Annotated in this window: 24 protein-coding genes and 1 tRNA gene; 13 read left to right on the top strand and 12 right to left on the bottom strand. The window is 66.4% G+C overall.

Annotation, left to right across the window (positions count from 1 at the left end):
• The first annotated feature begins 19 nt into the window (after positions 1-19).
• Complete coding sequence (locus C6Y53_RS01065) at positions 20-1,255, top strand: acyl-CoA dehydrogenase (RefSeq protein ID WP_106470748.1); 1,236 nt, start codon at positions 20-22, stop codon at positions 1,253-1,255.
• A gap of 166 nt (positions 1,256-1,421) precedes the next feature.
• Positions 1,422-1,498: transfer RNA gene (locus C6Y53_RS01060), tRNA-His, on the top strand.
• A 215-nt stretch (positions 1,499-1,713) separates the two neighbouring features.
• Here the strand turns inward: C6Y53_RS01060 and C6Y53_RS01055 are convergent.
• On the bottom strand, positions 1,714-2,028 hold the full coding sequence (locus C6Y53_RS01055; RefSeq protein ID WP_106470747.1) for a DUF6476 family protein: 315 nt from the start codon (positions 2,026-2,028) through the stop codon (positions 1,714-1,716).
• Here C6Y53_RS01055 and C6Y53_RS01050 point away from each other — a divergent pair.
• The 3 genes from C6Y53_RS01050 to C6Y53_RS01040 all read left to right on the top strand — a co-directional run bounded on the left by C6Y53_RS01050 (position 2,027) and on the right by C6Y53_RS01040 (position 5,059).
• Positions 2,027-3,061 (top strand): pseudouridine synthase, encoded by a 1,035-nt coding sequence (locus C6Y53_RS01050; RefSeq protein ID WP_106470746.1) that lies wholly within the window; start codon positions 2,027-2,029, stop codon positions 3,059-3,061. The genes C6Y53_RS01055 and C6Y53_RS01050 overlap by 2 nt on opposite strands.
• A gap of 151 nt (positions 3,062-3,212) precedes the next feature.
• Positions 3,213-4,109, top strand: a complete 897-nt coding sequence (gene rpoH, locus C6Y53_RS01045) for an RNA polymerase sigma factor RpoH (protein ID WP_106470745.1) — start codon at positions 3,213-3,215, stop codon at positions 4,107-4,109.
• A 14-nt stretch (positions 4,110-4,123) separates the two neighbouring features.
• On the top strand, positions 4,124-5,059 hold the full coding sequence (locus C6Y53_RS01040; protein WP_106470744.1) for a capsular polysaccharide export protein, LipB/KpsS family: 936 nt from the start codon (positions 4,124-4,126) through the stop codon (positions 5,057-5,059).
• Here the strand turns inward: C6Y53_RS01040 and C6Y53_RS01035 are convergent.
• Both C6Y53_RS01035 and C6Y53_RS01030 read right to left on the bottom strand, forming a co-directional pair.
• Positions 5,035-6,147 (bottom strand): THUMP domain-containing class I SAM-dependent RNA methyltransferase, encoded by a 1,113-nt coding sequence (locus C6Y53_RS01035; RefSeq protein WP_106470743.1) that lies wholly within the window; start codon positions 6,145-6,147, stop codon positions 5,035-5,037. The two genes, C6Y53_RS01040 and C6Y53_RS01035, sit on opposite strands and share 25 nt — an antisense overlap.
• A gap of 41 nt (positions 6,148-6,188) precedes the next feature.
• The gene (locus C6Y53_RS01030) at positions 6,189-7,367 is read right to left on the bottom strand and encodes a dipeptidase (RefSeq protein ID WP_106470742.1); all 1,179 of its coding nucleotides are present in this window, start codon (positions 7,365-7,367) and stop codon (positions 6,189-6,191) included.
• A gap of 126 nt (positions 7,368-7,493) precedes the next feature.
• On the opposite strand from C6Y53_RS01030, the gene C6Y53_RS01025 reads away from it, so the two are divergent.
• Positions 7,494-7,763, top strand: a complete 270-nt coding sequence (locus tag C6Y53_RS01025; RefSeq protein ID WP_106473885.1) for a DksA/TraR family C4-type zinc finger protein — start codon at positions 7,494-7,496, stop codon at positions 7,761-7,763.
• A gap of 7 nt (positions 7,764-7,770) precedes the next feature.
• Here the strand turns inward: C6Y53_RS01025 and C6Y53_RS01020 are convergent, their stop codons facing one another.
• The 6 genes from C6Y53_RS01020 to C6Y53_RS00995 form a co-directional block, all read right to left on the bottom strand.
• Positions 7,771-8,592, bottom strand: coding sequence for a class I SAM-dependent methyltransferase (locus C6Y53_RS01020; protein ID WP_106470741.1), 822 nt, complete (start codon positions 8,590-8,592; stop codon positions 7,771-7,773).
• 116 nt (positions 8,593-8,708) lie between these two features.
• Entirely contained in the window at positions 8,709-8,960 is a 252-nt protein-coding gene (locus C6Y53_RS01015; RefSeq protein WP_244614913.1) for a hypothetical protein, read from the bottom strand.
• A complete protein-coding gene (locus tag C6Y53_RS01010; RefSeq protein ID WP_106470739.1) occupies positions 8,953-9,432 on the bottom strand; it encodes a GNAT family N-acetyltransferase in 480 nt (159 codons plus the stop codon). Before C6Y53_RS01010 ends, C6Y53_RS01015 begins: the two co-directional genes overlap by 8 nt.
• The gene (locus C6Y53_RS01005; protein WP_106473884.1) at positions 9,429-11,249 is read right to left on the bottom strand and encodes a M3 family oligoendopeptidase; all 1,821 of its coding nucleotides are present in this window, start codon (positions 11,247-11,249) and stop codon (positions 9,429-9,431) included. The genes C6Y53_RS01010 and C6Y53_RS01005 overlap by 4 nt, the downstream gene beginning before the upstream one ends.
• A gap of 67 nt (positions 11,250-11,316) precedes the next feature.
• Positions 11,317-12,288 carry an alpha/beta fold hydrolase gene (locus tag C6Y53_RS01000; protein ID WP_106470738.1) on the bottom strand — a complete coding sequence of 324 codons (972 nt, stop codon included), beginning with the start codon at positions 12,286-12,288 and terminating at the stop codon, positions 11,317-11,319.
• Positions 12,289-12,290: 2 nt separating this feature from the next.
• Entirely contained in the window at positions 12,291-12,581 is a 291-nt protein-coding gene (locus C6Y53_RS00995; RefSeq protein WP_106473883.1) for an SCP2 sterol-binding domain-containing protein, read from the bottom strand.
• A gap of 70 nt (positions 12,582-12,651) precedes the next feature.
• Between C6Y53_RS00995 and C6Y53_RS00990 the strand changes: the two genes are divergently transcribed.
• From C6Y53_RS00990 to C6Y53_RS00970, 5 genes are all read left to right on the top strand, one after another.
• Positions 12,652-13,233 (top strand): hypothetical protein, encoded by a 582-nt coding sequence (locus C6Y53_RS00990; protein WP_106470737.1) that lies wholly within the window; start codon positions 12,652-12,654, stop codon positions 13,231-13,233.
• A gap of 33 nt (positions 13,234-13,266) precedes the next feature.
• Complete coding sequence (locus C6Y53_RS00985; protein ID WP_425300343.1) at positions 13,267-16,116, top strand: helicase-related protein; 2,850 nt, start codon at positions 13,267-13,269, stop codon at positions 16,114-16,116.
• A gap of 4 nt (positions 16,117-16,120) precedes the next feature.
• Positions 16,121-16,498, top strand: coding sequence for an RNA-binding S4 domain-containing protein (locus tag C6Y53_RS00980; RefSeq protein WP_106470736.1), 378 nt, complete (start codon positions 16,121-16,123; stop codon positions 16,496-16,498).
• 71 nt (positions 16,499-16,569) lie between these two features.
• Entirely contained in the window at positions 16,570-16,908 is a 339-nt protein-coding gene (gene fdxA / locus C6Y53_RS00975; protein WP_106470735.1) for a ferredoxin FdxA, read from the top strand.
• 266 nt (positions 16,909-17,174) lie between these two features.
• Positions 17,175-17,684, top strand: coding sequence for a CarD family transcriptional regulator (locus tag C6Y53_RS00970; protein ID WP_106470734.1), 510 nt, complete (start codon positions 17,175-17,177; stop codon positions 17,682-17,684).
• A 71-nt stretch (positions 17,685-17,755) separates the two neighbouring features.
• On the opposite strand, the gene C6Y53_RS00965 is transcribed toward C6Y53_RS00970, so the two are convergent.
• The gene (locus C6Y53_RS00965) at positions 17,756-18,523 is read right to left on the bottom strand and encodes an adenosylcobinamide-GDP ribazoletransferase (protein WP_106470733.1); all 768 of its coding nucleotides are present in this window, start codon (positions 18,521-18,523) and stop codon (positions 17,756-17,758) included.
• Between the two features lie 79 nt (positions 18,524-18,602).
• Here C6Y53_RS00965 and cobT point away from each other — a divergent pair, with 79 nt between their 5' ends.
• Positions 18,603-19,619: a nicotinate-nucleotide--dimethylbenzimidazole phosphoribosyltransferase gene (cobT, locus tag C6Y53_RS00960; RefSeq protein ID WP_106470732.1), complete on the top strand. Its 1,017-nt coding sequence runs from the start codon at positions 18,603-18,605 to the stop codon at positions 19,617-19,619.
• Positions 19,620-19,680: 61 nt separating this feature from the next.
• On the opposite strand, the gene C6Y53_RS00955 is transcribed toward cobT, so the two are convergent.
• Entirely contained in the window at positions 19,681-21,555 is a 1,875-nt protein-coding gene (locus C6Y53_RS00955) for a monovalent cation:proton antiporter-2 (CPA2) family protein (RefSeq protein ID WP_106470731.1), read from the bottom strand.
• 18 nt (positions 21,556-21,573) lie between these two features.
• A complete protein-coding gene (locus C6Y53_RS00950) occupies positions 21,574-22,029 on the bottom strand; it encodes an Lrp/AsnC family transcriptional regulator (protein WP_106470730.1) in 456 nt (151 codons plus the stop codon).
• 146 nt (positions 22,030-22,175) lie between these two features.
• Between C6Y53_RS00950 and hppD the strand changes: the two genes are divergently transcribed.
• A complete protein-coding gene (gene hppD, locus C6Y53_RS00945; RefSeq protein ID WP_106470729.1) occupies positions 22,176-23,273 on the top strand; it encodes a 4-hydroxyphenylpyruvate dioxygenase in 1,098 nt (365 codons plus the stop codon).
• Positions 23,274-23,376: the final 103 nt, after the last annotated feature.

The raw sequence follows: 23,376 nt of genomic DNA, 5'->3' as shown, positions 1-23,376 counted from the left end.
AATTCCGAGGAGCCCCGCCATGAATGTTGCCGCCGCCGCATCGAAACCCGCGCTGAAAGCCAAGGACGCGCCCGATCTGGGAGCCTTCGACTGGGCCGACCCGCTGCGCCTCGATGATCAGCTGACCGAGGACGAACGCATGATCGCCGCCAGCGCCCGCGCCTATGCGCAGGAAAAGCTGCAGCCGCGCGTGACCGCCGCCTTTGCGGACGAACATACCGACCCCGAGATCTTTCGCGAGATGGGCGAGATGGGGTTGCTCGGCATCACCGTGCCCGAGGAATATGGCGGCCTGGGGGCCGGCTATGTGTCCTACGGGCTGGTGGCACGCGAGGTCGAACGGGTCGATTCCGGCTACCGGTCGATGATGTCGGTGCAGAGTTCGCTGGTGATGTATCCGATCTATGCCTATGGCTCGGAAGAGCAGCGGAAGAAATACCTGCCCAAGCTGGCCAGCGGCGAATGGATCGGGTGTTTCGGCCTGACCGAACCGGATGCGGGCAGCGATCCCGCCGGCATGAAGACCCGCGCCGAAAAGACCGATGGCGGCTATCGGATCACCGGGACCAAGATGTGGATCTCGAACGCGCCGATCGCCGACGTGTTCGTGGTCTGGGCCAAGTCCGACGCCCATGACGGGCGGATCCGGGGCTTTGTGCTCGACAAGGGGCTGAAGGGCCTGAGCGCGCCCAAGATCGAGAACAAGGCGTCGCTGCGCGCCTCGATCACCGGTGAAATCGTGCTGGACGGTGTCGAGGTCGGCGAGGACGCCCTGCTGCCCCATGTGCAGGGGCTGAAAGGTCCGTTCGGGTGCCTGAACCGGGCCCGCTATGGCATCAGCTGGGGCGTGATCGGCGCCGCGGAATGCTGCTGGCACGCGGCGCGGCAATACGGGCTGGACCGGCAGCAGTTCAACCGGCCGCTGGCGCAGACCCAGCTGTTCCAGAAGAAACTGGCGGACATGCAGACCGAGATCGCGCTGGGGCTACAGGCATCGCTGCGGGTGGGACGCCTGATGGACGAAGCCGCCGCCGCGCCCGAGATGATCTCGATCATCAAGCGCAACAATTGCGGCAAGGCGCTGGATATCGCGCGGATGGCGCGTGACATGCATGGCGGCAACGGCATCAGCCTCGAATTCCAGGTGATCCGTCACATGGTGAACCTGGAAACCGTGAATACCTATGAAGGTACCCACGACGTGCACGCGCTGATTCTGGGGCGGGCGCAGACCGGGTTGCAGGCGTTTTTCTGAACCCACTGGCGGGGCGCCGGGTCATCGGCCCGGCGCCCCCAACCCCGTGCCGGCCGCCGTCGATCAGCCGTGGCCGCGTATCAGGAAAATCAGCGCGTGGCACCGGCTCCAAATTCGCGCAAGCCACTTGCATCCGGTGACCGGGTTGGCTACATCGCCCCTCAGTGCCGCCTTAGCTCAGTTGGTTAGAGCGCTGGATTGTGGATCCAGAGGTCCCCTGTTCAAGCCAGGGAGGCGGTACCATCCCGATCAGGCACGATGCAGGCCGGTTCTGGCGGAACGCGCCAAGCGTACTGCGCGTGGTGTCATGGCTGAAACCGTTGCCAGCAGCGTGACCCGGTCGGTCATCGCGGTGGCGGCCTTGTCACAAGAAGAATTGCCTGGATCTGCTCCACCGTGACCTCCGGGCCGTGTCCCGGGTTTGCCGCACCCCGGCGGTTTCCGCGGAGCCGCGCCGGTCAGTCCCCGGTCACGATGCGGATTTCCTGTCTTTGGCTGCCGCTCGCGCGGTCGAAGATCAGGATCCGGTCATCTGCGGTCACCACCGCGTACCAGTCGCCGCCGGTGGTAAAGGCGGTGGCCCGGGTGCCGTCGGGCAGGGCGATATGGTCGGGCAGGGGCAGGGCCGGGTTGTTCTCGCCCGAGAAACGGATGACAAGCAGGCCGATTATCACTAGAAGCCCGCCAATCATCACGGCAGTCAGCACCGTGACCAGCCGGCGCAGAAAACGCAGGTTGGCCGGTTCCTGCATCGGTTCCGAAGGATCGTCCATGGCCACCCGCCAGATCACATTCCAGATCGCGGCCAATCCGCCGCCCCGGCTTGATAAGGCGCTTTCGCGCGATGTGCCAGAGGCCGCGGCCCTGTCGCGCACCCGTCTGGCACGGCTGATCGCCGCCGGCGCGGTCACGGTGGATGGTGCGGTGGCGGGTGACGCCAAGGCCCGCGTTGCCGAGGGCGCGCAAGTGTCGATCACGGTCGAAGCCGCCGAAGACAGCCATATCGGCGCCGAGGCCATACCGCTCGATATCCTCCATGAGGATGACGACCTGATCGTGGTGGACAAGCCCGCCGGCATGGTGGTGCATCCGGCGCCGGGCACGCCCTCGGGCACGCTGGTCAACGCGCTGCTGCATCATTGCGGCGATGCGCTGTCGGGGGTGGGCGGGGTCAAGCGGCCCGGCATCGTGCACCGGATCGACAAGGATACATCGGGCCTGCTGGTGGTGGCAAAATCCGATGCCGCCCATCACGGGCTGGCCGCCCAGTTCGAGGCGCACAGCGCCGAGCGGCGTTACCTGGCGGTCTGCCACGGGGTGCCCGACGCGGGCGATCCGCGCCTGCGCGGCGTGCGCGGGGCCGGTTTCGAGCCCGGCAACGTGCTCAAACTCACCACCCGGCTGGCCCGGCACCGCACCGACCGGCAGAAGCAGCAGGTGGTGTTTGCCGGCGGCCGCCACGCGGTGACCCGCGTGCGCGTGCTGGAACGGTTCGGCCTGCCCGCGGTGGCCGCGCTGGTCGAATGCCGGCTGGAAACCGGGCGCACCCACCAGATCCGGGTGCATATGGCCCATGCGGGTCACGGCCTGGTGGGCGACCCGGTCTATGGCGGGCGGCGCAAACCGGCGGCGCGCGCGCTGTCACCGGTGGCGATGGAGGCACTGCTCGGCTTTCCGCGCCAAGCCCTGCACGCCGCCGTTCTGGGGTTCTCCCATCCGGTCACCGGGGCGCCGCTGCGGTTCGAAACACCGCCGCCCGGCGACATGGCCGCGTTAATCACGACCCTGCGCCCTGCGGGATCTTAACCGGGCGGTTACATCCGTCGCACATAGACGTGAGCAGGGGTTACAGGGCGCGGTCCGCGCTCTATAGTTGATCTCCGCCCTTGAAAGGGGCGAAAGACTGACCCATATTGTATGTTAAAGATATTAACTTCGAACAAGGGACGGACGCAGGATGTCGAGCTACGCAAATCTTCCGGCCCCCACACCACAGGGTGGGCTGAACCGCTACATGCAGGAAATCCGCAAGTTTCCGCTTCTGGAACCGGAAGAGGAATACATGCTGGCCAAGCGCTGGGTCGAGGAACAGGATACCGAGGCCGCGCACAAGATGGTCACCAGCCACCTGCGGCTCGCCGCTAAGATCGCGATGGGCTATCGCGGCTACGGGCTGCCGCAGGCCGAGGTGATCTCGGAGGCGAATGTGGGCCTGATGCAGGCGGTCAAGCGTTTCGATCCCGAAAAGGGGTTCCGCCTGGCGACCTATGCCATGTGGTGGATCCGCGCGTCGATCCAGGAATACATCCTGCGGTCGTGGTCGCTGGTGAAACTGGGGACGACCAGCGCACAGAAGAAACTGTTTTTCAACCTGCGCAAGGCCAAGGCCCGTATCGGGGCGCTCGAAGAGGGCGACCTGCGGCCCGAAAACGTCAAGCGGATCGCCAATGACCTGGGCGTGTCCGAGGACGAGGTCGTCAACATGAACCGCCGCCTGTCGGGGGGCGACGCGTCGCTGAACGCGACGGTCGGGACCGATGGCGACAGCACCATGCAGTGGCAGGACTGGCTCGAAGACGAGGATGCCGACCAGGCCGGCGACTACGAAGAGCGCGACGAGCTCGAGGCGCGGCGGGAATTGCTGGGCCTGTCGCTCGAGGTTCTGAACGACCGGGAAAAGGAAATCCTGACCCAGCGGCGGTTGTCGGAAACGCCGGTGACGCTCGAGGAACTGTCGGGACAGTTCGGCGTCAGCCGCGAACGGATTCGCCAGATCGAGGTGCGCGCCTTCGAGAAGCTGCAAAAGAAGATGCGCGATCTCGCCCGCGAACGCGGCATGTTGAACAACCGCTGACGGCCAGCGCCGCCATGCAGCGCGTCGTTCTGCATCTGCCCCGGTCATGGCTGGGGCCGTTCGGCAGCGGGGTGCTGCCGTTCTATGAACGGCTGGAACAGGGGCTGCGGCGGCTCGGCCACCCGGTCGAGCGGCTGGCGCTGAACCGGGACCGGGTGCTGGAGACGGTCGCGGCCGATGACGCGCTGCATATCGTCAACCACGGGCGGTTCCGGCATCCACGCCTGCTGAATGCCGGGATCGCCTATGTCTATCCGTTCTGGAACCTCGATCCGCAGGGCATCCGGGCATTTTCCTCGATTGCCGGGCAGCGGTTCGATCCGTCCTCTGTCGATGCGCAGGCGGCGCGGCCGTTCTTTCGCCGCCTGAAACAGCGTCTCGTGGGCGGGCGCGGCTCGCGCTACGAACAGCCTCGGCACCACGAGGACCTGCCGCCGGCCGCCGCCGCGGTGTTCCTGCAATCCGAAGCGCACCGGGTGGTGGGCGAAACCTGCTATCTGGATCGCTGGCAGATGCTGGAAACGGTTCTGGCCAGTTGCGACGCCCCGGTGATCGTGAAGCCGCATCCCCGCGACGGGTCTCAGGAAACCCGCGCCGGGCTGCGCGATCTTGCCACCCGGTTTCCGCATCTCCGCCTGTCCGGGGGAAACATCCACGACATCATCGCCGCCGCCGACCGGGTGGTGACGATCAACTCGGCCGTCGGGATCGAGGCCTGTCTGCACCGGAAACCGGTGATCCTGTGCGGCCAGGCCGATTTCCACCATGTCGCCCAGACCGCGCGCACGCCGGACGACCTGGCCGGGTTTCTCACCCGGCCGCCGCGCAAACGGGCCTATGACAAGTTCATCTACTGGTATTTCGGTCTGAACTGCCTCAGCACCACGCAGGAGGATCTTGCCGAGCGGGCGCTGGACCGGTTCGCTCAGGCCAGCGGATCGGTGCGGTAGAGCCGGACCTTCAGCCCGCCATGCGGAACCGGTGGACCGGGTGGCAGAAAGGGCAGGCCGGTCGCCTTGGCCAGCCCGCCCTCGTTGGTGACGATGCCGACGCGCCAGCCGCCGAACCGGTCCCGCAGCACCTTGCCCAGACTGCCATGCAGCGCAAAGAGCAGCTTGCGGTTGCCGATCCGCCCGCCATAGGGCGGGTTGACGATCACCAGTCCCGGCGGACCCTCGGGCGGTGACAGGTCGCTGACCGGCTGCACCGCGAAACGGGTGATTTCGGACACGCCGGCCCGGTCGGCATTGGCGCGGCTGTTGGTGATCGCGCCGGCATCGCGGTCATAGCCGTGAAACCGCAGCGCTGTCGCAGCCGACGGGGCGGCGGCGCGCATCGCCTGCCATGCCCGGTCATCGAAGCTCGCCAGGTGTTCAAAGGCAAAGCTGCGCGTCCGGCCCGGCGCCAGACCGGCGGCGATCTCGGCGGCCTCGATCGTGAAGGTGCCCGAGCCGCACATCGGGTCCAGCACCGGGAACCGGCCGTCATAGCCGCATTGCCGCAGGAACAGCGCGGCGAGGGTTTCGCGCATCGGCGCCTTGCCGACGGCGACCTTGTGGCCACGTTTGTGCAGGGATGCGCCGGTGCTGTCGATGGAGAAGGTGCAGAGGTCGTCCTCGATCCGCACCTTGAGGCACAGCGCCGCCTGGCTGTCGACCGGCGCGCCCAGTTCTTCGGCGATCGCCCGTTCGACCCGCTGGGCCGCCGCGCCGGCGTGATAGATGCGCGACTTGCGGCAGGTGGCTTCGACCCGCAGCGGCACATCCGGGCGCAGCACCGCGCCCCAGTCGAACTTCCGCGCCCTCTTGTCCAGTTGCGCCAGGTGCATCGCGCGGAACCCGCCCAGCCGCACCAGCACGCGGGTGGCGCCGCGCAGCATCAGGTTGGCACGCCAGACCGCGGCCCAGTCGCCACGGATGGAAACCCCGCCCGGCAGCGCCCGCGCATCGGCAAAGCCGAGGCTGCGCGCCTCGTCGCACAGCACCGGTTCGAGGCCCGGCTGCACCACCAGGAAGATGTCGAGATCGCGATCGGTCATGCGCGGTGCTTACCGGCAAAGCGCGGCGGATGCGACCCGGATCAGCCCAGCCGCTCGCGCAGGACGCGGATCATGTTCTCGCCCATGACCTTGCGGATCTGTGCCTCGGTCAGCCCCGCATCCATCAGCGCCTGCGTCAGCGCCGCCAGTTCGGAGGTGTCGAACGCGGTTTCGACCGAGCCGTCGTAATCCGAGCCGAGCGATACATGGTCTTCGCCCACCGCTTCGATGGCCGCGACGATCATGAGGGCCACGTTGGCGGGCGTGGGGATGTCGCAGACCACGTCGGCCCAGTATCCCATGCCGATCACGCCGCCGGTGGCCGCGATCTGCCGCATCAGATCGTCGGGATAGTTGCGTTTGACAGGGCAGTGGCCATGCAGGCCGGAATGGCTGACGATCAGCGGAATGTCGGTCATCTCGAGGACCTCGCGCGCCACCTGCGGGCTGGAATGCGCCAGGTCGATCACCACCGGCCGGCTGGCCAGTTCCGCCACCACCTCGCGGCCGAAATCGGTCAGGCCCTTGTCGCCGATCCCGTGCAGCGACCCGCCCAGTTCGTTGTCAAAGAAATGCTGAAGCCCGAACACGCGATGCCCGGCATCGAAGATCGGGTCGAGATTGGCGATGTCGCCCTCGAGCGGATGCGCGCCCTCGATACCGAGTATGCCGCCGGTGATCGCCTTGCCCTCGGCCCGGGCGGCCAGCACCGCGTCCAGATCGGCGCGGTCGCGGATGATCTTCAGCTGTCCGTCAGACCGGGCCTCGACCTCGTGCAGCTTTTCCGCCTGATAGATCGCGCGTTCGCGCAGGCTGGTCCAGCTGCGCAATGGCCAGCGCTGAGAGACGGCGAGAAGCGTAATGTTGTCAAAGGCATCCGAGGTGTTGCTGTCATAGTTCTGCCCGGCGGGAGACTTGGTGACGGCGGTAAAGACCTGGACCGCGACATTGCCCTCGATCAGCCGGGGCACGTCGACCTGGCCGCGCGTGCCGCGCTTTGACAGATCGCGGCTCCACAGCAGCGGGTCGGCATGCCAGTCGCCGACGATCAGCGTTTCGTGCAGCGCGGCGGCCTGGTCCGAAACCGGCCAGGGATCATGTTCGATCACGGTGTTGGAGGTATCCTCGACATAAGGCGGCAACACGATGAAAAACACCACCGCGCCCGCGATCAGGGCCAGCAGCAGGATCCGTCCCAGCCATTTTCCGAATTTTCGCATCGCGTGTCTCCTCCCGACATTCCTGTCCAAACGCATAACCCGGTGTTTCAATTGTTCAAAGGCTGACGTGGCGGCTCTTGGCGCGGCGGCGCACCATGACTATGTTTGTCGCGAGGAGACATGCGGATGGCCAGCGGATGGGCGCGCGATGGCGCGGTAAGTGAACAGATCGAGGCGTCGATCAGCGACGAACTCGCGCGGATGAAGGCCCGGCGCATGCCGGTCGGCGACAGCCTGACCCATTGCGCCGATTGCGAGGAACCGATCCCCGAGGCGCGGCGCCGGGCGATCCCGGGCGTGAAGCTCTGCATCGATTGTCAGCAGGACCGCGACAGGGTCCGCACGATGCGCGGCGGCATCAACCGGCGCGGCAGCAAGGACAGCCAGCTGAAATGAACGCCGCCTAATCGGGTTTTCGCGCAACTGCCATCAGGGCAGGAACCGGGATTTTCAGCCCGTCGCCGGTATCGAAGGCCTGAACCCTCTCCACGATCGCCGCCCGGATCGCATCGCGCGCGGCATCTTCCTGATGCGCCATCATCATCGTGGTGCGCACCATGCCGTGTTCGATCATGTCCAGCACCGCTTCGGGTCGGTCGGGTCGCCAGGTAATCGGCAGCACCTGCGTCTCGATATCCATGAACCCCTGTGCTGCAAGGCTACGGTGGGTTTCGTCGGGTTTGCCGAACCGGGGCAGGGGCGGGGCAGGCGGCAGCGGCAGATCCAGCGTGCCGAAATCCTGTATCGCCTCCATCATCACCGATACCAGCCCTGCGGCTTCCTCGGGACCCTGCCAGGCGGTGACGATGTAGCGCCCGCCGTGGCGCAGTACCCGAAATGCCTCGGCGATGGCGTTGTCGGGATCGTGAAAATGCAGCAGCCCGAAACAACAGCTCACGAGATCGAAACGCGCGTTTTCATAGGGCAGATCCTCGGCATCGCCCTGATCGAAATCCTGTTCCGGGTGCTGCGCGAGGGCAACGCGGATCATTTCGCCCGCGAAATCGAGCCCGGAGGCGTGCGCCCCGCGCTCGGCCAGAAGAGCAACCAGATGACCCGGACCGCAGCAGATATCGAGCGTATCCAGCCCCGACAGATCGGACCCGGCGGCGTCTAGCACGAACGGAAAGGCCTGCGACGATATCTGGCCGAACCAGTCGTCGTAATGGGCGGCGCGATTCTGCCAGCCCTCGTGTTCCAGATCCTTGAATGTCGGTCCGGCCATTCCGGCCCCCTTTCCGATCTGGCGATCTTAGCACGAACGACGTCGTGACGCGATCTGCATCGCCAAAGCCATATGTTCGGGGATCTGCGTGGCAGAGGCCAGCGACAGGCGGGCGGCTATTTCTGATCAGGCTTGCCCGGTGGCTGCGCGCGCCGGCGCCACCAGCGGCGGAACAGTTGCACATCCATCGCCGCGACCATCACCCCCAGCGGGATCATCCAGAACCCGAGGATCGGCAGGAACCCCAGGACCCCGCCGGCGATCAGCAGCAGGCCCACGAAAATACGCAATCCCCTGGGCACGTTGCGGCGGATGCGGGCGCGCAGCGGGCGCAGCTTGTCGCGGGCCTTGGTCCAGAGTTCATTCACCGGCCCGCAGCCCCAGTCGCATGACATGTTGCGGACCCGCATCCCCGTGTGGCCAGATTTCGCCGGTATCTTCGAAACCCGTGGCGCGGTAGACCGAGAGCGCGGCCGGGTTGGCCATGTTCACGGTCAGCATCACCGACGCGAAATCGGGATAGCGGTCGGCGAGGTAGTGGCGCAGTGCGGACATGGCGGCCTTGCCGACGCCCTTTCCCTGCATCGCCGCGTCGATGATCACGGCACGCAGGCCCAGATCGCGAGGTCCTGCAAACGGGTATGAACTGCCATAGGCGCGGTCGATCTTGAAGATGCCGACCGGGGTTTCATCCTTGCGGATCTCGTGCAGGTCGAACCGTTCCGGCGGTTCGGCCAGCGCCTCTGCCACGGTTCCCGCGAAACGCAACTGGTCGGGCCGGGCCGCGATACGGGCGACCCGGTCGGTATCCTTGCGGTCCAGCGGCGCGAGGGTGATCACCCCTCCATCGCCTCCAGTTCGTCGATCAGCCCGGAAATCATCGACAGCCCCTTGTCCCAGAAGGCCGGGTCGCTGGCATCGAGCCCGAAGGGCGCCAGCAGCTCCTTGTGGTGTTTCGACCCGCCCGCCCTGAGCATGTCGAAATACTTGTCCTCGAACCCCGCGCCGCCTTCGGCATAGACGGCGTAGAGCGCATTCACCAGCCCGTCGCCAAAGGCATAGGCATAGACGTAGAACGGGGAATGGATGAAATGCGGGATGTAGGACCAGAAGGTTTCATACCCGTCCATGAAATCGAAGGCGGGGCCAAGGCTCTCGGCCTGCACGCTCATCCACAGCGCGTTGAGGTCGTCGGGGGTCAGTTCGCCGCCCCGGCGCGCCTCGTGCAGCTTGCATTCGAAATCGTAGAACGCGATCTGGCGCACCACGGTGTTGATCATGTCCTCGACCTTGCCGGCCAGCAGCACCTTGCGGCTCTCGGCAGTGGTGGCCCCGTCGAGCATCTTGCGGAAGGTCAGCATCTCGCCAAAGACCGAGGCGGTTTCGGCCAGGGTCAGCGGTGTCGATGACAGCAATTCGCCCTGGTCGGCGGCCAGCACCTGATGCACGCCATGGCCCAGCTCATGGGCCAGCGTCATCACGTCGCGCGGCTTGCCCAGGTAGTTGAGCATCACATAGGGGTGGACATCGGTCACGGTGGGGTGGGCGAACGCACCGGGTGCCTTGCCGGGCTTGACGCCCGCGTCGATCCAGCCGCGCGCAAAGAACGGGGCGGCCAGTTCGCCCATGCGCGGGTCAAAGGCGTCATAGGCCTCCATCACCATGCGCTGCGCGTCGTCCCAGCCAATCACGCGGCTGTCTTCCATCGGCAGCGGTGCGTTGCGGTCCCAGACCTGCATCCGGTCCAGCCCCAGCCATTTCCGCTTGAGCTCGTAATAGCGGTGCGACAGGCGGGGATAGGCGGCGACGACCGCCTCGCGCAGCGCCTCGACCACTTCGGGTTCGACGTCGTTGGACAGGTGCCGGCCGGTCTGCGCGGTCGGCATCCCGCGCCAGCGGTCGATGATTTCCTTTTCCTTGGCCTGCGTGTTGTGGACGCGGGCAAAGGTCTTGATGTTGGCCTGGAACACGCGGGCCAGTTCGCGGGCGGCAGCCTCGCGCGTGTCGCGGTCCTGCTCGGTCAGCAGGTTCAGCGTGCCCTCGATGTTGCGGGTTTCGCCGCCGACCTCGAATTCCAGCCCGGCGATGGTCTCGTCAAAGAGCTTTTCCCACGCGTCGCCGACGATGCCGAGATCGTGCAGGAATTTTTCCAGCTCGTCCGACAGCTGGTAGGGTTTCATCGCGCGGATCCGCCGGAACACGGGGGCATAGCGGGCCAGGTCCGCATCCGCCGCCAGCAGCGCGTCGAGCCGATCGTCGTCGATGCGGTTCAGTTCGAGCGTGAAGAACACCAGCGGCGTGGTGAAATTGGTCACCTTTTCCTGGCAGTCGGACAGGAACTTGGCCCGCGCCGCGTCGGTGGTCTGCTGGTAGTAGCGCAGCCCGGCAAAGGACATGATCCGCCCGGCCACCGCGCTGATCCTTTCGTTGCGGTGCACGCAGTCCAGCAGGGCCGCGGCGTCGAGCCCGTCGAGCCGGCCTTCGTAATCGGCCGCAAAGGCGGCGCATTCGGTTTCAAGCCATTCGAGATCGCGTGCCAGTTCGGGCGCGTCCTCGGCGGAGTAGAGATCGCTCAGGTCCCATTCGGGCAGGTTGCCCAGCCCTTCGGTTCCGGGGGTGGCATTGGCGTCACGAAGGGGGAAGGGTCGGGGGATCATGCTGGCCTCGCTCGTTGCTTCGGCCCACATCTATGGGTGCCGGAGAGCGGGCGCAAGCGACAGCGGCTCAGGCGCTGCGGGCGGTATCGACCGGGTGTTCGCTGTTCAGGAAATGGGCGGTCAGCCGCGCGAAGACCCCGGCCCGGATTGCCGGCGCCTCCATCATCACCTCGTGTTGGGAACCGGGGACGATCACCAGTTCGGCGCCGGGCCAGGACGCGACCCGTGCCCGCACGCGGTCGCAGTCGATGATGCGTTCGTTTTCGCCCAGAAATGTCAGGCTGGGCAGGTTCGGAGCCGGGCGGCGATGCAGGTCGCGGATTTCCGCCAGCGCCTCGCGCAGCCAGATCAGGCTGGGCCCGCCCAGTGCCAGGTCGGGATGCGCGTCCAGCTGGCGCTGCATCATCGCGAACATGTCGCGATCCGTAGTCAGGGTATTGTCGTGGAAGGGCCGGGCCTGGACATAGGAATCGGGCAGCGTGCCCGGCGGTAGGCGCAGGCCCTGGCCGAACCGGGGCGCAAGGCTCGCCAGTGCACGGCCCAGCGGGCGCACCAGCGGCGACATGTAGATGCCCCACATCGGGCCCGTGAAGGCGCAGGACCGGAACGGGGCGCCGTCCATCGCCGCCCGCAGCCCGATCGCACCGCCCATGGAATGGCCCAGCAGGTGCCAGGGCCGGGGCAGGTCGAGCCTCCGCGCCAGATCCAGCGCCACCTCGACGTCTTTCTGGTAATCGGTGAAGCGGTCCACATGGCCCAGGCGCCGGTCGTCGGCCAGCCGGTCGGCGATGCCCTGGCCGCGCCAGTCGATCGCCATCGTCGCCAGCCCGGCGGCGGCGAATTCACCCGCCGCCTGGCCGTATTTCTCGATATACTCGGTGCGGCCCGGAAACAGCAGGACGGTGCCGCGATCGGCACCTTCGGGGCGCCAGTGACCGGCCCGGATCCGAACGCCGTCGGATGTCGTCAGCCAATGGGCCGAACCGCCGGCCGGCCCGCCATCGACGTCATCGAAGAAGGGGGCCGCAACCGGCGTCATGGTCAGGCCAGAACCGAAGCCAGTTTCATCGCCAGCCCCATGTCGCCGTCGATGGTCAGCTTGCCCGACATGAAGGCGCCGGTCGGGTTCAGGTCCCCGGTAAAGATCGAATGGAAGGTGTCGGCATCCGCGGTCATGGTCACGTCGGCCTCTTCGTCGCCGATCCGCGCGCCGTTGTCGTCGAGCATGATCGCGCCGACCCCGTCGATGGCGAATTTGGCGCTGCCGCCGAGATCCGCGCCCGCTGCCTTGCTGCCGAGTTCGGCAACCGCCTGTTCCAGTATGTCGCTCATGTCCATCCTCGCTGATACGTGACGCACGCCCTCTGGTATCGGGGCGGCGCCTTGCTACAATGATTGCGTTATGAGCGTTGCACACTCCGATCTCAAACCTATCGTTGCGGCAATCGTCGCCATAGTCATGTTTTCCATACCCTTGCAGGGCGGCCTGTCGGCGCAGCAGGGCCCGTCCGGCGATCAGGCCGCATTGCTGGCTGAACTGGCCGGCGCGGATGCGGCCGCGGCGGCGCGGATCGAACGGCAGTTGCAGGCCTTGTGGGACCAGAGCGGCTCGGCCGCGATGGACCTGCTGCTGAAACGCGGCCGCGACGCGCTGGAAGCCGATGACACCGCCAGCGCGATCGAGCACCTGACCGCGCTGACCGACCACGCGCCCGGATTTGCCGAGGGCTGGCATACCCGTGCCTCGGCCTATTTCGAAGCCGGCCTGATCGGCCCCGCGCTGGCCGACCTGGAACGCGCGCTGGCGCTGAACCCGTCCAACTACGACGCCATCTATGGTCTTGGCGCGGTGTTCGAGTATCTGGGCGACACGGAGAGCGCCTGGGAGGCCTATTCGCGCGCGCGGGCTATACATCCCCATCACGAAGACGTAGCAGAGGCACTTGAACGGCTGCGGCCGCAGGTGAAGGGCAAGACGCTCTAGGCGGCGTCTTGCAGCACAGGGCAGGAGGCGGAATTGGCTGCTTCGCGCATCGTGGCCGTGCTGGGTCCGACCAATACCGGCAAGACGCATTATGCGATCGAACGGATGCTGGGTCATCGCACCGGGATGATCGGGCTGCCGCTGCGCCTGCTGGCGCGCGAGGTCTATGACCGGATCGTGGGCGCGCGCGGACCATCGGTGGTCGCGCTGGTCACCGGCGAGGAACGGATCGTGCCGCCGCGGGCGCAATACTGGGTCTGCACGGTCGAGGCGATGCCCGAGGGCATGGGGTGCGATTTCCTCGCGGTCGATGAAATCCAGCTCTGCGCCGATCCCGAACGCGGCCATGTCTTTACCGACCGGCTGTTGCGGGCGCGCGGCACCCACGAAACCCTGTTCATGGGGTCGGACACGATGCGCGGGCCGATCGCGGCCCTCGTGCCCGAGGCCCGGTTCATGCGCCGGGAACGGATGTCGCAGCTGGTCTATACCGGCGCGAGGAAGATCAGCCGGATGCCCGCCCGGTCGGCCATCGTCGGGTTCTCGGTGGAAAACGTCTATGCCATCGCGGAACTGATCCGCCGCCAGAAGGGCGGCGCGGCCGTGGTCATGGGCGCGCTGAGCCCGCGCACCCGCAACGCGCAGGTGGCGATGTATCAGGCGGGCGAGGTGGATCACCTCGTCGCGACCGATGCCATCGGCATGGGGCTCAACCTCGATATCGACCATGTGGCCTTTTCCGGCCTGTCGAAATTCGACGGGCGCCGGATGCGGCCGCTGATGCCGAACGAACTGGCGCAGATCGCCGGGCGGGCCGGGCGCGGCATGTCGAACGGCACCTTCGGCGTGACCGGCGAGGCGCGGCCGCTGGATGACGGCGTGGCGCAGGCGATCATGGAACACCGGTTTACGCCGCTGCAGCGCCTCAACTGGCGCAACGCGGCCCTGCGGTTCGGGTCGGTCGATGCGTTGATCGCCTCGCTCGAAACCGCGCCCGGCGAGGAAACGCTCATCCGCGCCCGCGAGGCCGACGACCTGAGGGCGCTCAAGACGCTGGTGCAGCAGGACAGGGTGCGTGACCGGGCCATCGACGGGCCGTCGGTGCGGCTGTTGTGGGATGTGTGCAGGGTGCCCGATTTCCGCGGGCTGGGGGCGGGCGACCACGCGGCGCTGCTGGAGCGGCTCTACGATCACCTGCACGACCGCGGCGAGGTGCCGGATGACTGGCTGGCGCGCCAGATCCGCCGTATCGACCGCACCGATGGCGACATCGACGCGCTCAGCCGGCGGCTCGCGTTCATCCGGACCTGGACCTATGTGGCACAACGGCGCGGCTGGACAAGGGACGAAACCCATTGGCGCGGCGAAACCCGCGCTGTAGAAGACAGGCTGTCGGATGCGCTGCACGCGGCGCTGACGCAGAGATTCGTGGACCGGCGCACATCCGTGCTGTTGCGCCGGCTCAAACAGAAGGAGGCCCTCTTGGCCGAAGTGAACGATCAGGGTGACGTGACCGTCGAAGGACAATTCGTCGGGCGTCTCGAAGGCTTCCGGTTCAGTGCGGACAAATCCGCCGATGGGGCCGAGGCCAAGGCGGTCAAATCCGCCGCGCTCCAGGCGCTGGCGCCGCAGTTCCATCTGCGTGCCGACCGGTTCTACAACGCGCCCGATACCGAGATCGACTTTACCGATCAGGGCGGGTTGATGTGGGGCGAACATGCGGTGGGAAAGCTGTCGCCCGGCCAGGAGCCGCTGAAACCCCGGATCGAGGTCTTCGTCGACGACGTGGCCGGTGCCGAGGTGGCGCAGAAGGTCGAGCGGAGGTTGCAGCATTTCATCGACCGCAAGGTCGCCGCGCTGTTCGAGCCGCTGCTGAACCTGCAACGGGACGAAACGCTGCAGGGGGCGGTGCGGGGCTTTGCCTACCGCATGGTCGAGGGTTTCGGCATCCTGCCCCGGTCGCAGGTGGCCGACGAGGTCAAGGCGCTCGACCAGGAGGCACGCGGGGCATTGCGCAAGCACGGGCTGCGGTTCGGACAGTTCACCGTCTTCATGCCGGCGCTGCTGAAACCGGCGCCGACCCGGTTGCGGCTGCTGCTGTGGTCGCTGGCCGAGGGGTTGCAGGATTTCCCCGAATCGCCACCGCCGGGCCTGGTTACGGTGCCGGCGATCAAGGATGCGCCCGCCGGATATTTTGCCATGAGCGGCTATCGCGCGGCGGGCGAACGGGCGATCCGCATCGACATGCTGGAACGGCTCGCCGATCTGCTGCGGGCCGAGGACAGCCGCGCCGGGTTTGAGGCCAACCCCGACATGCTGTCGATCACCGGCATGACGCTGGACCAGTTCGCCGACCTGATGCAGGGGCTGGGCTACAAGGCCGAACGGGGCGAGCGCGACAAGGTCAAAGCGCCGCAACCGGCCGCCGACCCCGCGCCGGAGACGCCCGCCGAAGCCGAAACACCCGCCGAGACTGTAGCCTCGCCCGAAATGGCCGCTGATGCTCCGGTTGTCGCGCCCGGGGACCCGGTGGCGGAACCCGAAGCCGCGCCTGACGAGCCTGCCGGGGCCGCCGCAGATGCACCGACTGAGGCGACCGAACCGACGGAGCCGGAACGCGAGGTCTTTTATGCCTTCACCTGGGGCCGCGCTCGGCAGCAGGGCCGTGGCCCGCGCCGGGACCAGCGGCAGGTGGACAAGGGAAAACCCCGCGATGGCAAACCCCGCGATGGCAAACGCGGCAAACCGGGCGGGCGCAAACCCGACCGGCCCCAGCCCAAGGGGGGCAAGACCTATTCCGCGAAACCACCGAGGAAACAGGATGTGATCGATCCCGACAACCCCTTTGCCGCTGCGCTGATGGGGTTGAAGGACGGCAAGTAACCCGTTGGAAGGCAGCGCACAAAAACGGCTGCGCATCGACAAGTGGCTGTGGCAGGCGCGGTTCTTCAAGACCCGCAGCCTGGCCGCGAAACAGGTCGGAGCGGGCCATGTGCGCGTGAATGGCAACCGGGTGTCGAAACCGGCCCATGCGGTCGGGCCCGGTGACGTTCTCACCTTTGCCCAGGCGCGGCGCGTGCGTGTCGTGCGCATCGAGGCGCTGGGTGACAGGCGCGGTCCGGCCCCGGAGGCGCAAACGCTGTACACGGATCTCGCCGGGGACCGGGACGATCCTCCTGCCAACCCGTCCTACGAGGGAAAGGGGCGTCCCACCGGTCGCGAGCGCAGGAAGTTCGATCTTTCCCGCAGGACGATGCCGGATTGACGGGTTGACGGGTTGAAGTAGCGCCCTGCCTGAATTAGCTAGGCGCCAAGAGGTGAAAGGGACAACAGCCCATGACCTATATCGTCAACGACAACTGCATCGCCTGCAAATATACCGACTGTGTCGAGGTGTGCCCCGTGGATTGTTTCTACGAGGGCGAGAACATGCTGGTGATTCACCCGGATGAATGCATCGATTGCGGTGTGTGCGAACCGGAATGCCCCGCCGATGCGATCCGCCCGGACACCGAGCCGGACATGGAGCAGTGGGTCGAGTTCAACCGCAAATATGCGGAACAATGGCCGGTCATCGTCACCAAGAAGGACCCGCTGCCCGAGGCCGAGGAACGCGACGGCGAGGCCGGCAAGCTCGACAAGTATTTCTCGGAGGCACCGGGCGAGGGCGGCTAGGCGATTCGCTGCGCCGCCGCATCCGCGTGCCCGGCCAAGTGGCCGACATGACACGGAATTCGCCGATCTGACCTTGCGTCATCTTTCGGGAGGCGTGATTTTGTGCTATATTCACAAATCGAGAAGTGTCACGACCGGACCTGTCCCCAGCGGGCATTCGCATGGGGCGGGGTCTATTTGCGTCTGTAGCCGGTGGCCGGGTCGAAACCCGCCGCCGCGCCAAGTGGACTGACGCCCAGACCCGCCGGCCAAAGAGGAAGACCTGAATGACGAAGACGAAGAAACCCGAGTTCCGTCCGAATGACTATGTCGTCTATCCCGCGCACGGTGTCGGGCAGATCATATCCATCGAGGAGCAGGAAGTCGCCGGGTTCACGCTCGAGCTGTTCGTGATTTCCTTTGAAAAGGACAAGATGACGCTGCGGGTGCCGACCAACAAGGCAACCGAGATCGGGATGCGGTCGCTCAGTTCGCCGGATGTGATCAACCAGGCCATGACCACCCTGAAGGGCAAGGCCCGGGTCAAGCGGGCGATGTGGTCGCGCCGGGCGCAGGAATACGAACAGAAGATCAACTCGGGCGATCTGATCTCGATCGCCGAGGTGGTCCGCGACCTGCACCGCACCGACGATCAGCGCGAACAGAGCTATTCCGAACGCCAGCTCTACGAGGCGGCGCTGGAGCGGCTGACCCGGGAGGTCGCGGCCGTGTCCGGCGGTGATGAAATCGCCGCCGCGCGGCAGGTGGACGAAGTGCTGATGTCGCGCGCCGCCTGACCGGTTTCAGGTTCAGGTATCGGGCCACGCCGTTCCGGCGTGGCCTTTTTCTTGCCCGGTTCGGACAAGGCTCATGCAAGAACCGATAATGTCAGCAGCGCGGCGATTTCCGACATCTGCTGCGCCGCGCCCAGGACATCCCCGGTCTGGCCGCCGATCTTGATCCGGGCGAGCCAGCCGGTCGCGCCGATGGCCATTGCGGCGGACAGGGCTACGGCAAGCGCATCCGGTCCCGATGCGGCACTGGCCAGCCCCAGCCCCAGCGCCACGGCCAGCGCCGCCACCGGCCAGCGGGGCGTGCCGAACCCACGGGACAGGCCGCCGGGACGGGCGGGCGGCAGGGCGATCATCAGGATCGGCAGCCCGGCGCGGGACAAGACGGCGGCCGCGATGACCGCTCCGATCCCGGCCAGCGGCAACAGCGCCGCCAGCGCCGCCCAACGCAATCCGAGCGACAGGATCAGGGCCAGCGTTCCGAATGTGCCGATCCGGCTGTCGGCCATGATCTCGAGCCGCCGCGCGATGCTCCAGCCCCCCCAGAACCCGTCCGCGCAATCAGCCAGGCCGTCTTCGTGCATGGCGCCGGTCAACAGGATCTGCGCCGCCAGCAGCAGCCCGGCGGCCACCATCGCGGACAGGCCGGCCGACAATGCGCCCCAGCCCAGCACCCCGGCCGGGAGCGCTACCGCCAGCCCCGCCACGGGAAAGGCCCAGGCCGCGCGCGCCTGGGCCTGAAAGGCCGCGTCGGGCAGCCCTGGCAGCGGCAGCCGGGTCAGCAACACCAGCGCCAGCGCCAGGTCGCGCGCCGCATCCCGCACATGAACGGTGGTTTTTCCCATGGCCCCTTTTCCCTGCGGGCTTGTCGCTGCGGTTGATGTGGTTAAACACCTCGCAGCGCCAATTCGCAACGAGGCTCCGATGCTGCCTGATTTCACCACGCCCGATGATTTTCGCGCCCTGCTGGCCGCAGCCCCGTCACCCGATGGGGCGGCAACCGAGGCGGCGCGCAGCCGCAATGGCCAACTGACCAAACCCCCGGGCGCATTGGGGCGGCTGGAGGATCTGGCGATCTGGTATGCGGGCTGGCGCGACGACCCGCGCCCGTCGATTATGGCGCCGCAGGTGATCGTTTTCGCGGGCAATCATGGTGTCGCGGCGCGGGGTGTTTCGGCCTTTCCGGCAGAGGTCACCGTGCAGATGGTCGCGAATTTCCGGGCCGGTGGCGCGGCGATCAACCAGCTTGCCGGGGCTGCGGGCGCGCGCATGGATGTTCATGCGCTCGATCTGGACCGGCCCACGGCGGATTTCACCCGCGGTCCGGCGATGGATGAGCGCGACCTGATGGTGGCCTTGCGGACCGGGTGGAAGGCGGTCGATTCGCAGGCGGATCTGCTGGTCGTGGGCGAAATGGGCATCGCCAACACCACCGCGGCGGCGGCGATCTGTCTTGCGCTGTTTGGCGGCGAGGCGGCGGACTGGACCGGGCGCGGCACCGGCGTCGATGATGACGGGTTGCTGCAAAAGCGCAGCGTCGTGGCGGACGCCGTCGAACGGCACGGGGCACACACGGACGGTCTGGCGGTGCTGGCCCGGCTGGGCGGCCGCGAGATCGCGGCCATGGCGGGGGCCATCGCCGCGGCCCGGCAGTTGCGCATCCCGGTTCTGCTCGACGGGTTCATATGCTGCGCGGCGGCGGCTTGCCTGCAGGCGCTCGATGCCCGCGCGCTCGATCATTGTCTGGCCGGCCACCAGAGCGCCGAATCGGCCCATGCGGAGCTGCTGCGCCACCTGGGCAAGGAGCCGTTGTTGTCGCTGGGATTGCGGCTGGGCGAGGGGTCGGGCGGTGCGCTGGCGATCAACATCCTCAAAGCCGCGGTTGCCTGCCATTCCGGCATGGCCACCTTTGCCGAGGCCGGGGTCGCCGGAGACGACTAGAACACCCGCGTGCCCGTGATGCCGGTCAGGCCGGATTTAGGGCCGGTTTTAGGGCCCGATTTCAGGCCCGCTTGCGGCTTTCTTCCTCGACCCGACTGAGCATCTGGGCCTCGAGTTCCTTCTGCAACTCGCGCGACCGTTCGACATAGGCGGCGTTCTGTTCGGTGGGGATTGCGGGGTCCCATAGTTCGGCCAGCTGTTTCAGGGCATCGCGGTCATGGGCATAGAAGGTCTGTTCGGCAACTGCGGCCTCGTATTCGGACAATCCCATGTTTTCCAGCACATAGCGGCCGGCGCGCAGCGAGCTGTCGAACATCTCGCGCACGATGTCATCGGCGCCCGCGCGGTACAGCTCGAACACATGGTGGCGGTCGGTCGCGCGGGCGATGATATGCAGGTCGGGGCGCTGCCGGCGGGCATAGGCCACCAGCCGGGTGACCGAGGCGGGGTCGTCCATCGCCGCCACCAGCACCCGCGCCTTGCCCAGCCCGGCCGCCCTGAGCAGTTCCGGGCGGGTGGGGTCGCCGAGGAAGCCCTTGTACCCGAACCGCCGCATCAGCTGGATCATCTTCATGTCGGTGTCCAGCACGATGGTCTTGATCCCGCTGGCCTGTGCCAGACGGTTCACGATCTGCCCGAACCGGCCGATGCCTGCGATGATCACCGGCCCCTGGTCGTCGATCTCGTCGGGCGTGTGCGCGGAGCTGCGATCGTGCATCCGCCGCGAGATCTGGTCGTAGAGGATGAACAGCAGCGGCGTGATGAGCATCGACAGCGCGATGATCTGGACCAGCTTTTCCGACACGTCGGGCGGCACGACGTTCTGCTGCACCGAAAAGGTCAGCAGCACAAAGCCGAATTCGCCCGACTGCGCGAGGCTGAGCGCGAACAGCCAGCGGTCGCGCCCCTTGAGCCCGAAGGCCCGGCCGAGCAGGTAGAGGATCGTGCCCTTGGCCACGATGATCAGCAGCGCCAGCCCGATCAGGTCGGCCCAATCGGCGAGGAACCCGGCCAGGTCGATACCGGCGCCCACGGTGATGAAGAACAACCCCAGCAGCAGCCCCTTGAACGGGTTCAGGTCGCTCTCAAGTTCGTGGCGGAATTCGCTGTTGGCCAGCACGACACCGGCGAGAAAGGCGCCGAGCGCGGGCGAAAGGCCGACGAGCGTCATCAGAAAGGAGATCCCGACCACGATCACCAGCGCCAGCGCGGTATACATCTCGCGCAGGCCGGTGGCGTGAATGAACCGGAACAGCGGCCGGGCCAGGTAGACCCCCGCCAGCACCACCGAGGCCACGGCCCCCAGCGTGACCAGCGTCACCGCCCAGCCCGGCAGCCCAGCGATCAGCGAATAGGACGCATGGGCCGCCGTTTCGTGATCCAGGTTGCGGCTGATCGATCCGTCGTCGACGATCCGCGCCACCGGCAGGGCCAGCAAGGGCAGGAAGGCCAGGATCGGGATCACCGCGATGTCCTGCGTCAACAGCACCGAGAACGCGGATCGCCCGCCGCCGGTTCGCATCAGCCCCTTTTCCGACAGCGTCTGCAGCACGATGGCGGTCGATGACAGCGACAGCGCCAGCCCGATGGCGAGCGCCACCGTCCAGGGCTGGCCGGTGGCCATCGCCGCGCCCATCAGCGCAAGGGTGCTGACGATGATCTGCAACCCGCCCAGGCCGACCAGCCGGTGCCGCATGTCCCACAAGGCGCGCGGGTCCAGTTCCAGGCCGATCAGGAACAGCATCATGACCACGCCGAACTCGGCAATGTGCTGCAGCCCCTCGACATCGCCGACAAGCCCCAGCACGCCCGGCCCGATCAGCAGCCCCGCCGCGAGATAGCCCAGCACCGACCCAAGCCCGAGCCGCGCCGCGAGCGGAACCGCGATCACGGTCGCCCCCAGGTAGATCGTGGCCTGGTAGAGGAAACTTTCCATCCAACGTCCCTTTTCGTTTCAGGTCGGCAGCGGTGCGTCGCGCTTGAGCTGGTCCATCACGATCTGGCTTTGTACGCGGGCCACCGCCGGATGCGGCAGCAGGACCTCGTGCAACAGGCGGTTCAATGCCGGCAGGTCGGTGCAATAGATCCGCAGCAGGTAATCGGCCTCTCCGGTCATGGTCCAGGCACTGGTGATCTCGGGGCGGGTGCGCACCAGCCGGGCAAAGCTGGCCGAGTGATCCGGGCCATGCGTGGCCAGCGCCACCTGCACGAAACCCTGCACCTGCAGGCCCAGCCGCACCGGGTCGAGCCGCGCGGCATAGCCTTCGATATAGCCTTCGGCCTCGAGCCGTTGCCGCCGCCGCCCGGCCTGGCTGGGCGACAGGTTCAGCATCTCGCCCAACTGCTGCGAGGTCAGATGCGCGTCCTTTTGCAGGGCGGCGAGGAGGCGGGTGTCGGTATGGTCGAGCATGTGCGGGGATTCTTCGCTTTCCCCCAGGATAGTGCATGAACCGCGCATACCCAACATGGCTCATGCGTAAATTTGCGCAGATTCCGCGTAGGAAATTGCCTATTTTGCGCTCAACATTAGATCGATCAACCCGAGGAGAAGCCACAATGGGTCCGTTTCCGCATAACGCGCCTAAATCCGTCATCAGCGATGACAACCCCGCCGGGACCGATGGCTTCGAATTCGTCGAGTTCGCCCATCCCGAGCCGCAGGAACTGCGCGAGCTGTTCGCGCGCATGGGCTATGACCTGGTGGGCCGCCACAAGGACAAGCCGCTGGTCGAGCTGTGGCAGCAGGGCGACATCACCTACATCCTGAACGCCGACCCCGAGAGCTTTGCCGCGAGATTCGTGGATGAACACGGGCCCTGCGCCCCGTCGATGGGCTGGCGCGTGGTGAATGCACAGCACGCGTTCGACCATGCGGTCAAGCTCGGCGCCGAACCCTATGAGGGCGCCGACAAGACCATGGATGTGCCCGCGATCAAGGGCATCGGCGGCAGCCTGATCTATTTCATCGACCAGTATTACGAAACCTCGCCCTATAACGGGGAATTCGAGTGGCTGAAACAGTCCAAGCCGCGCGGCGACGGGTTCTATTACCTCGACCACCTGACCCATAACGTGTTCCAGGGCAATATGGACAAATGGTTCCGCTTCTACGGCGACCTGTTCAATTTCCGCGAAATCCGGTTCTTCGACATCCAGGGCAAATATACCGGGCTGTTCAGCCGGGCGCTGACCTCGCCCTGTGGCCGGATCCGGATCCCGATCAACGAAGATCGCGGTGAGACCGGGCAGATCGTGTCCTATCTGAAGAAATACAAGGGCGAGGGCATCCAGCATATCGCGGTGGGCACCGAGGATATCTATGGGTCGACCGATGCGATTGCCGACAAGGGTCTGAAATTCATGCCCGGACCGAACGACGCCTATTATGACATGTCGTTCGACCGCGTCAAAGGTCACGACGAACCGGTGGACCGGATGAAGAAACACGGCATCCTGATCGACGGCGAAGGCGTGGTCGATGGCGGCGAGACCCGGATCCTGTTGCAGATATTCTCGAAAACCGTGATCGGCCCGATCTTCTTTGAATTCATCCAGCGCAAGGGCGATGACGGTTTCGGCGAAGGCAATTTCAAGGCGCTGTTCGAATCGATCGAACGCGAACAGATCGAAACCGGCGAAATCACCGCCGCCTGATCACCGGTTCGAAACAGGGGGAGGGGGCCTTTGTGGCCCCAAAGGGAAAAGCGCCGTGGCCATCCGGGCCGTGGCGCTTTTTCTGTTCCGCCGGGCGATGGCC

This window comes from Pukyongiella litopenaei (assembly GCF_003008555.2).
Taxonomy (GTDB): domain Bacteria; phylum Pseudomonadota; class Alphaproteobacteria; order Rhodobacterales; family Rhodobacteraceae; genus Pukyongiella; species Pukyongiella litopenaei.
Note: the sequence above shows the minus strand (reverse complement) of the source record. Positions and strands in the feature narration are given on the sequence as shown.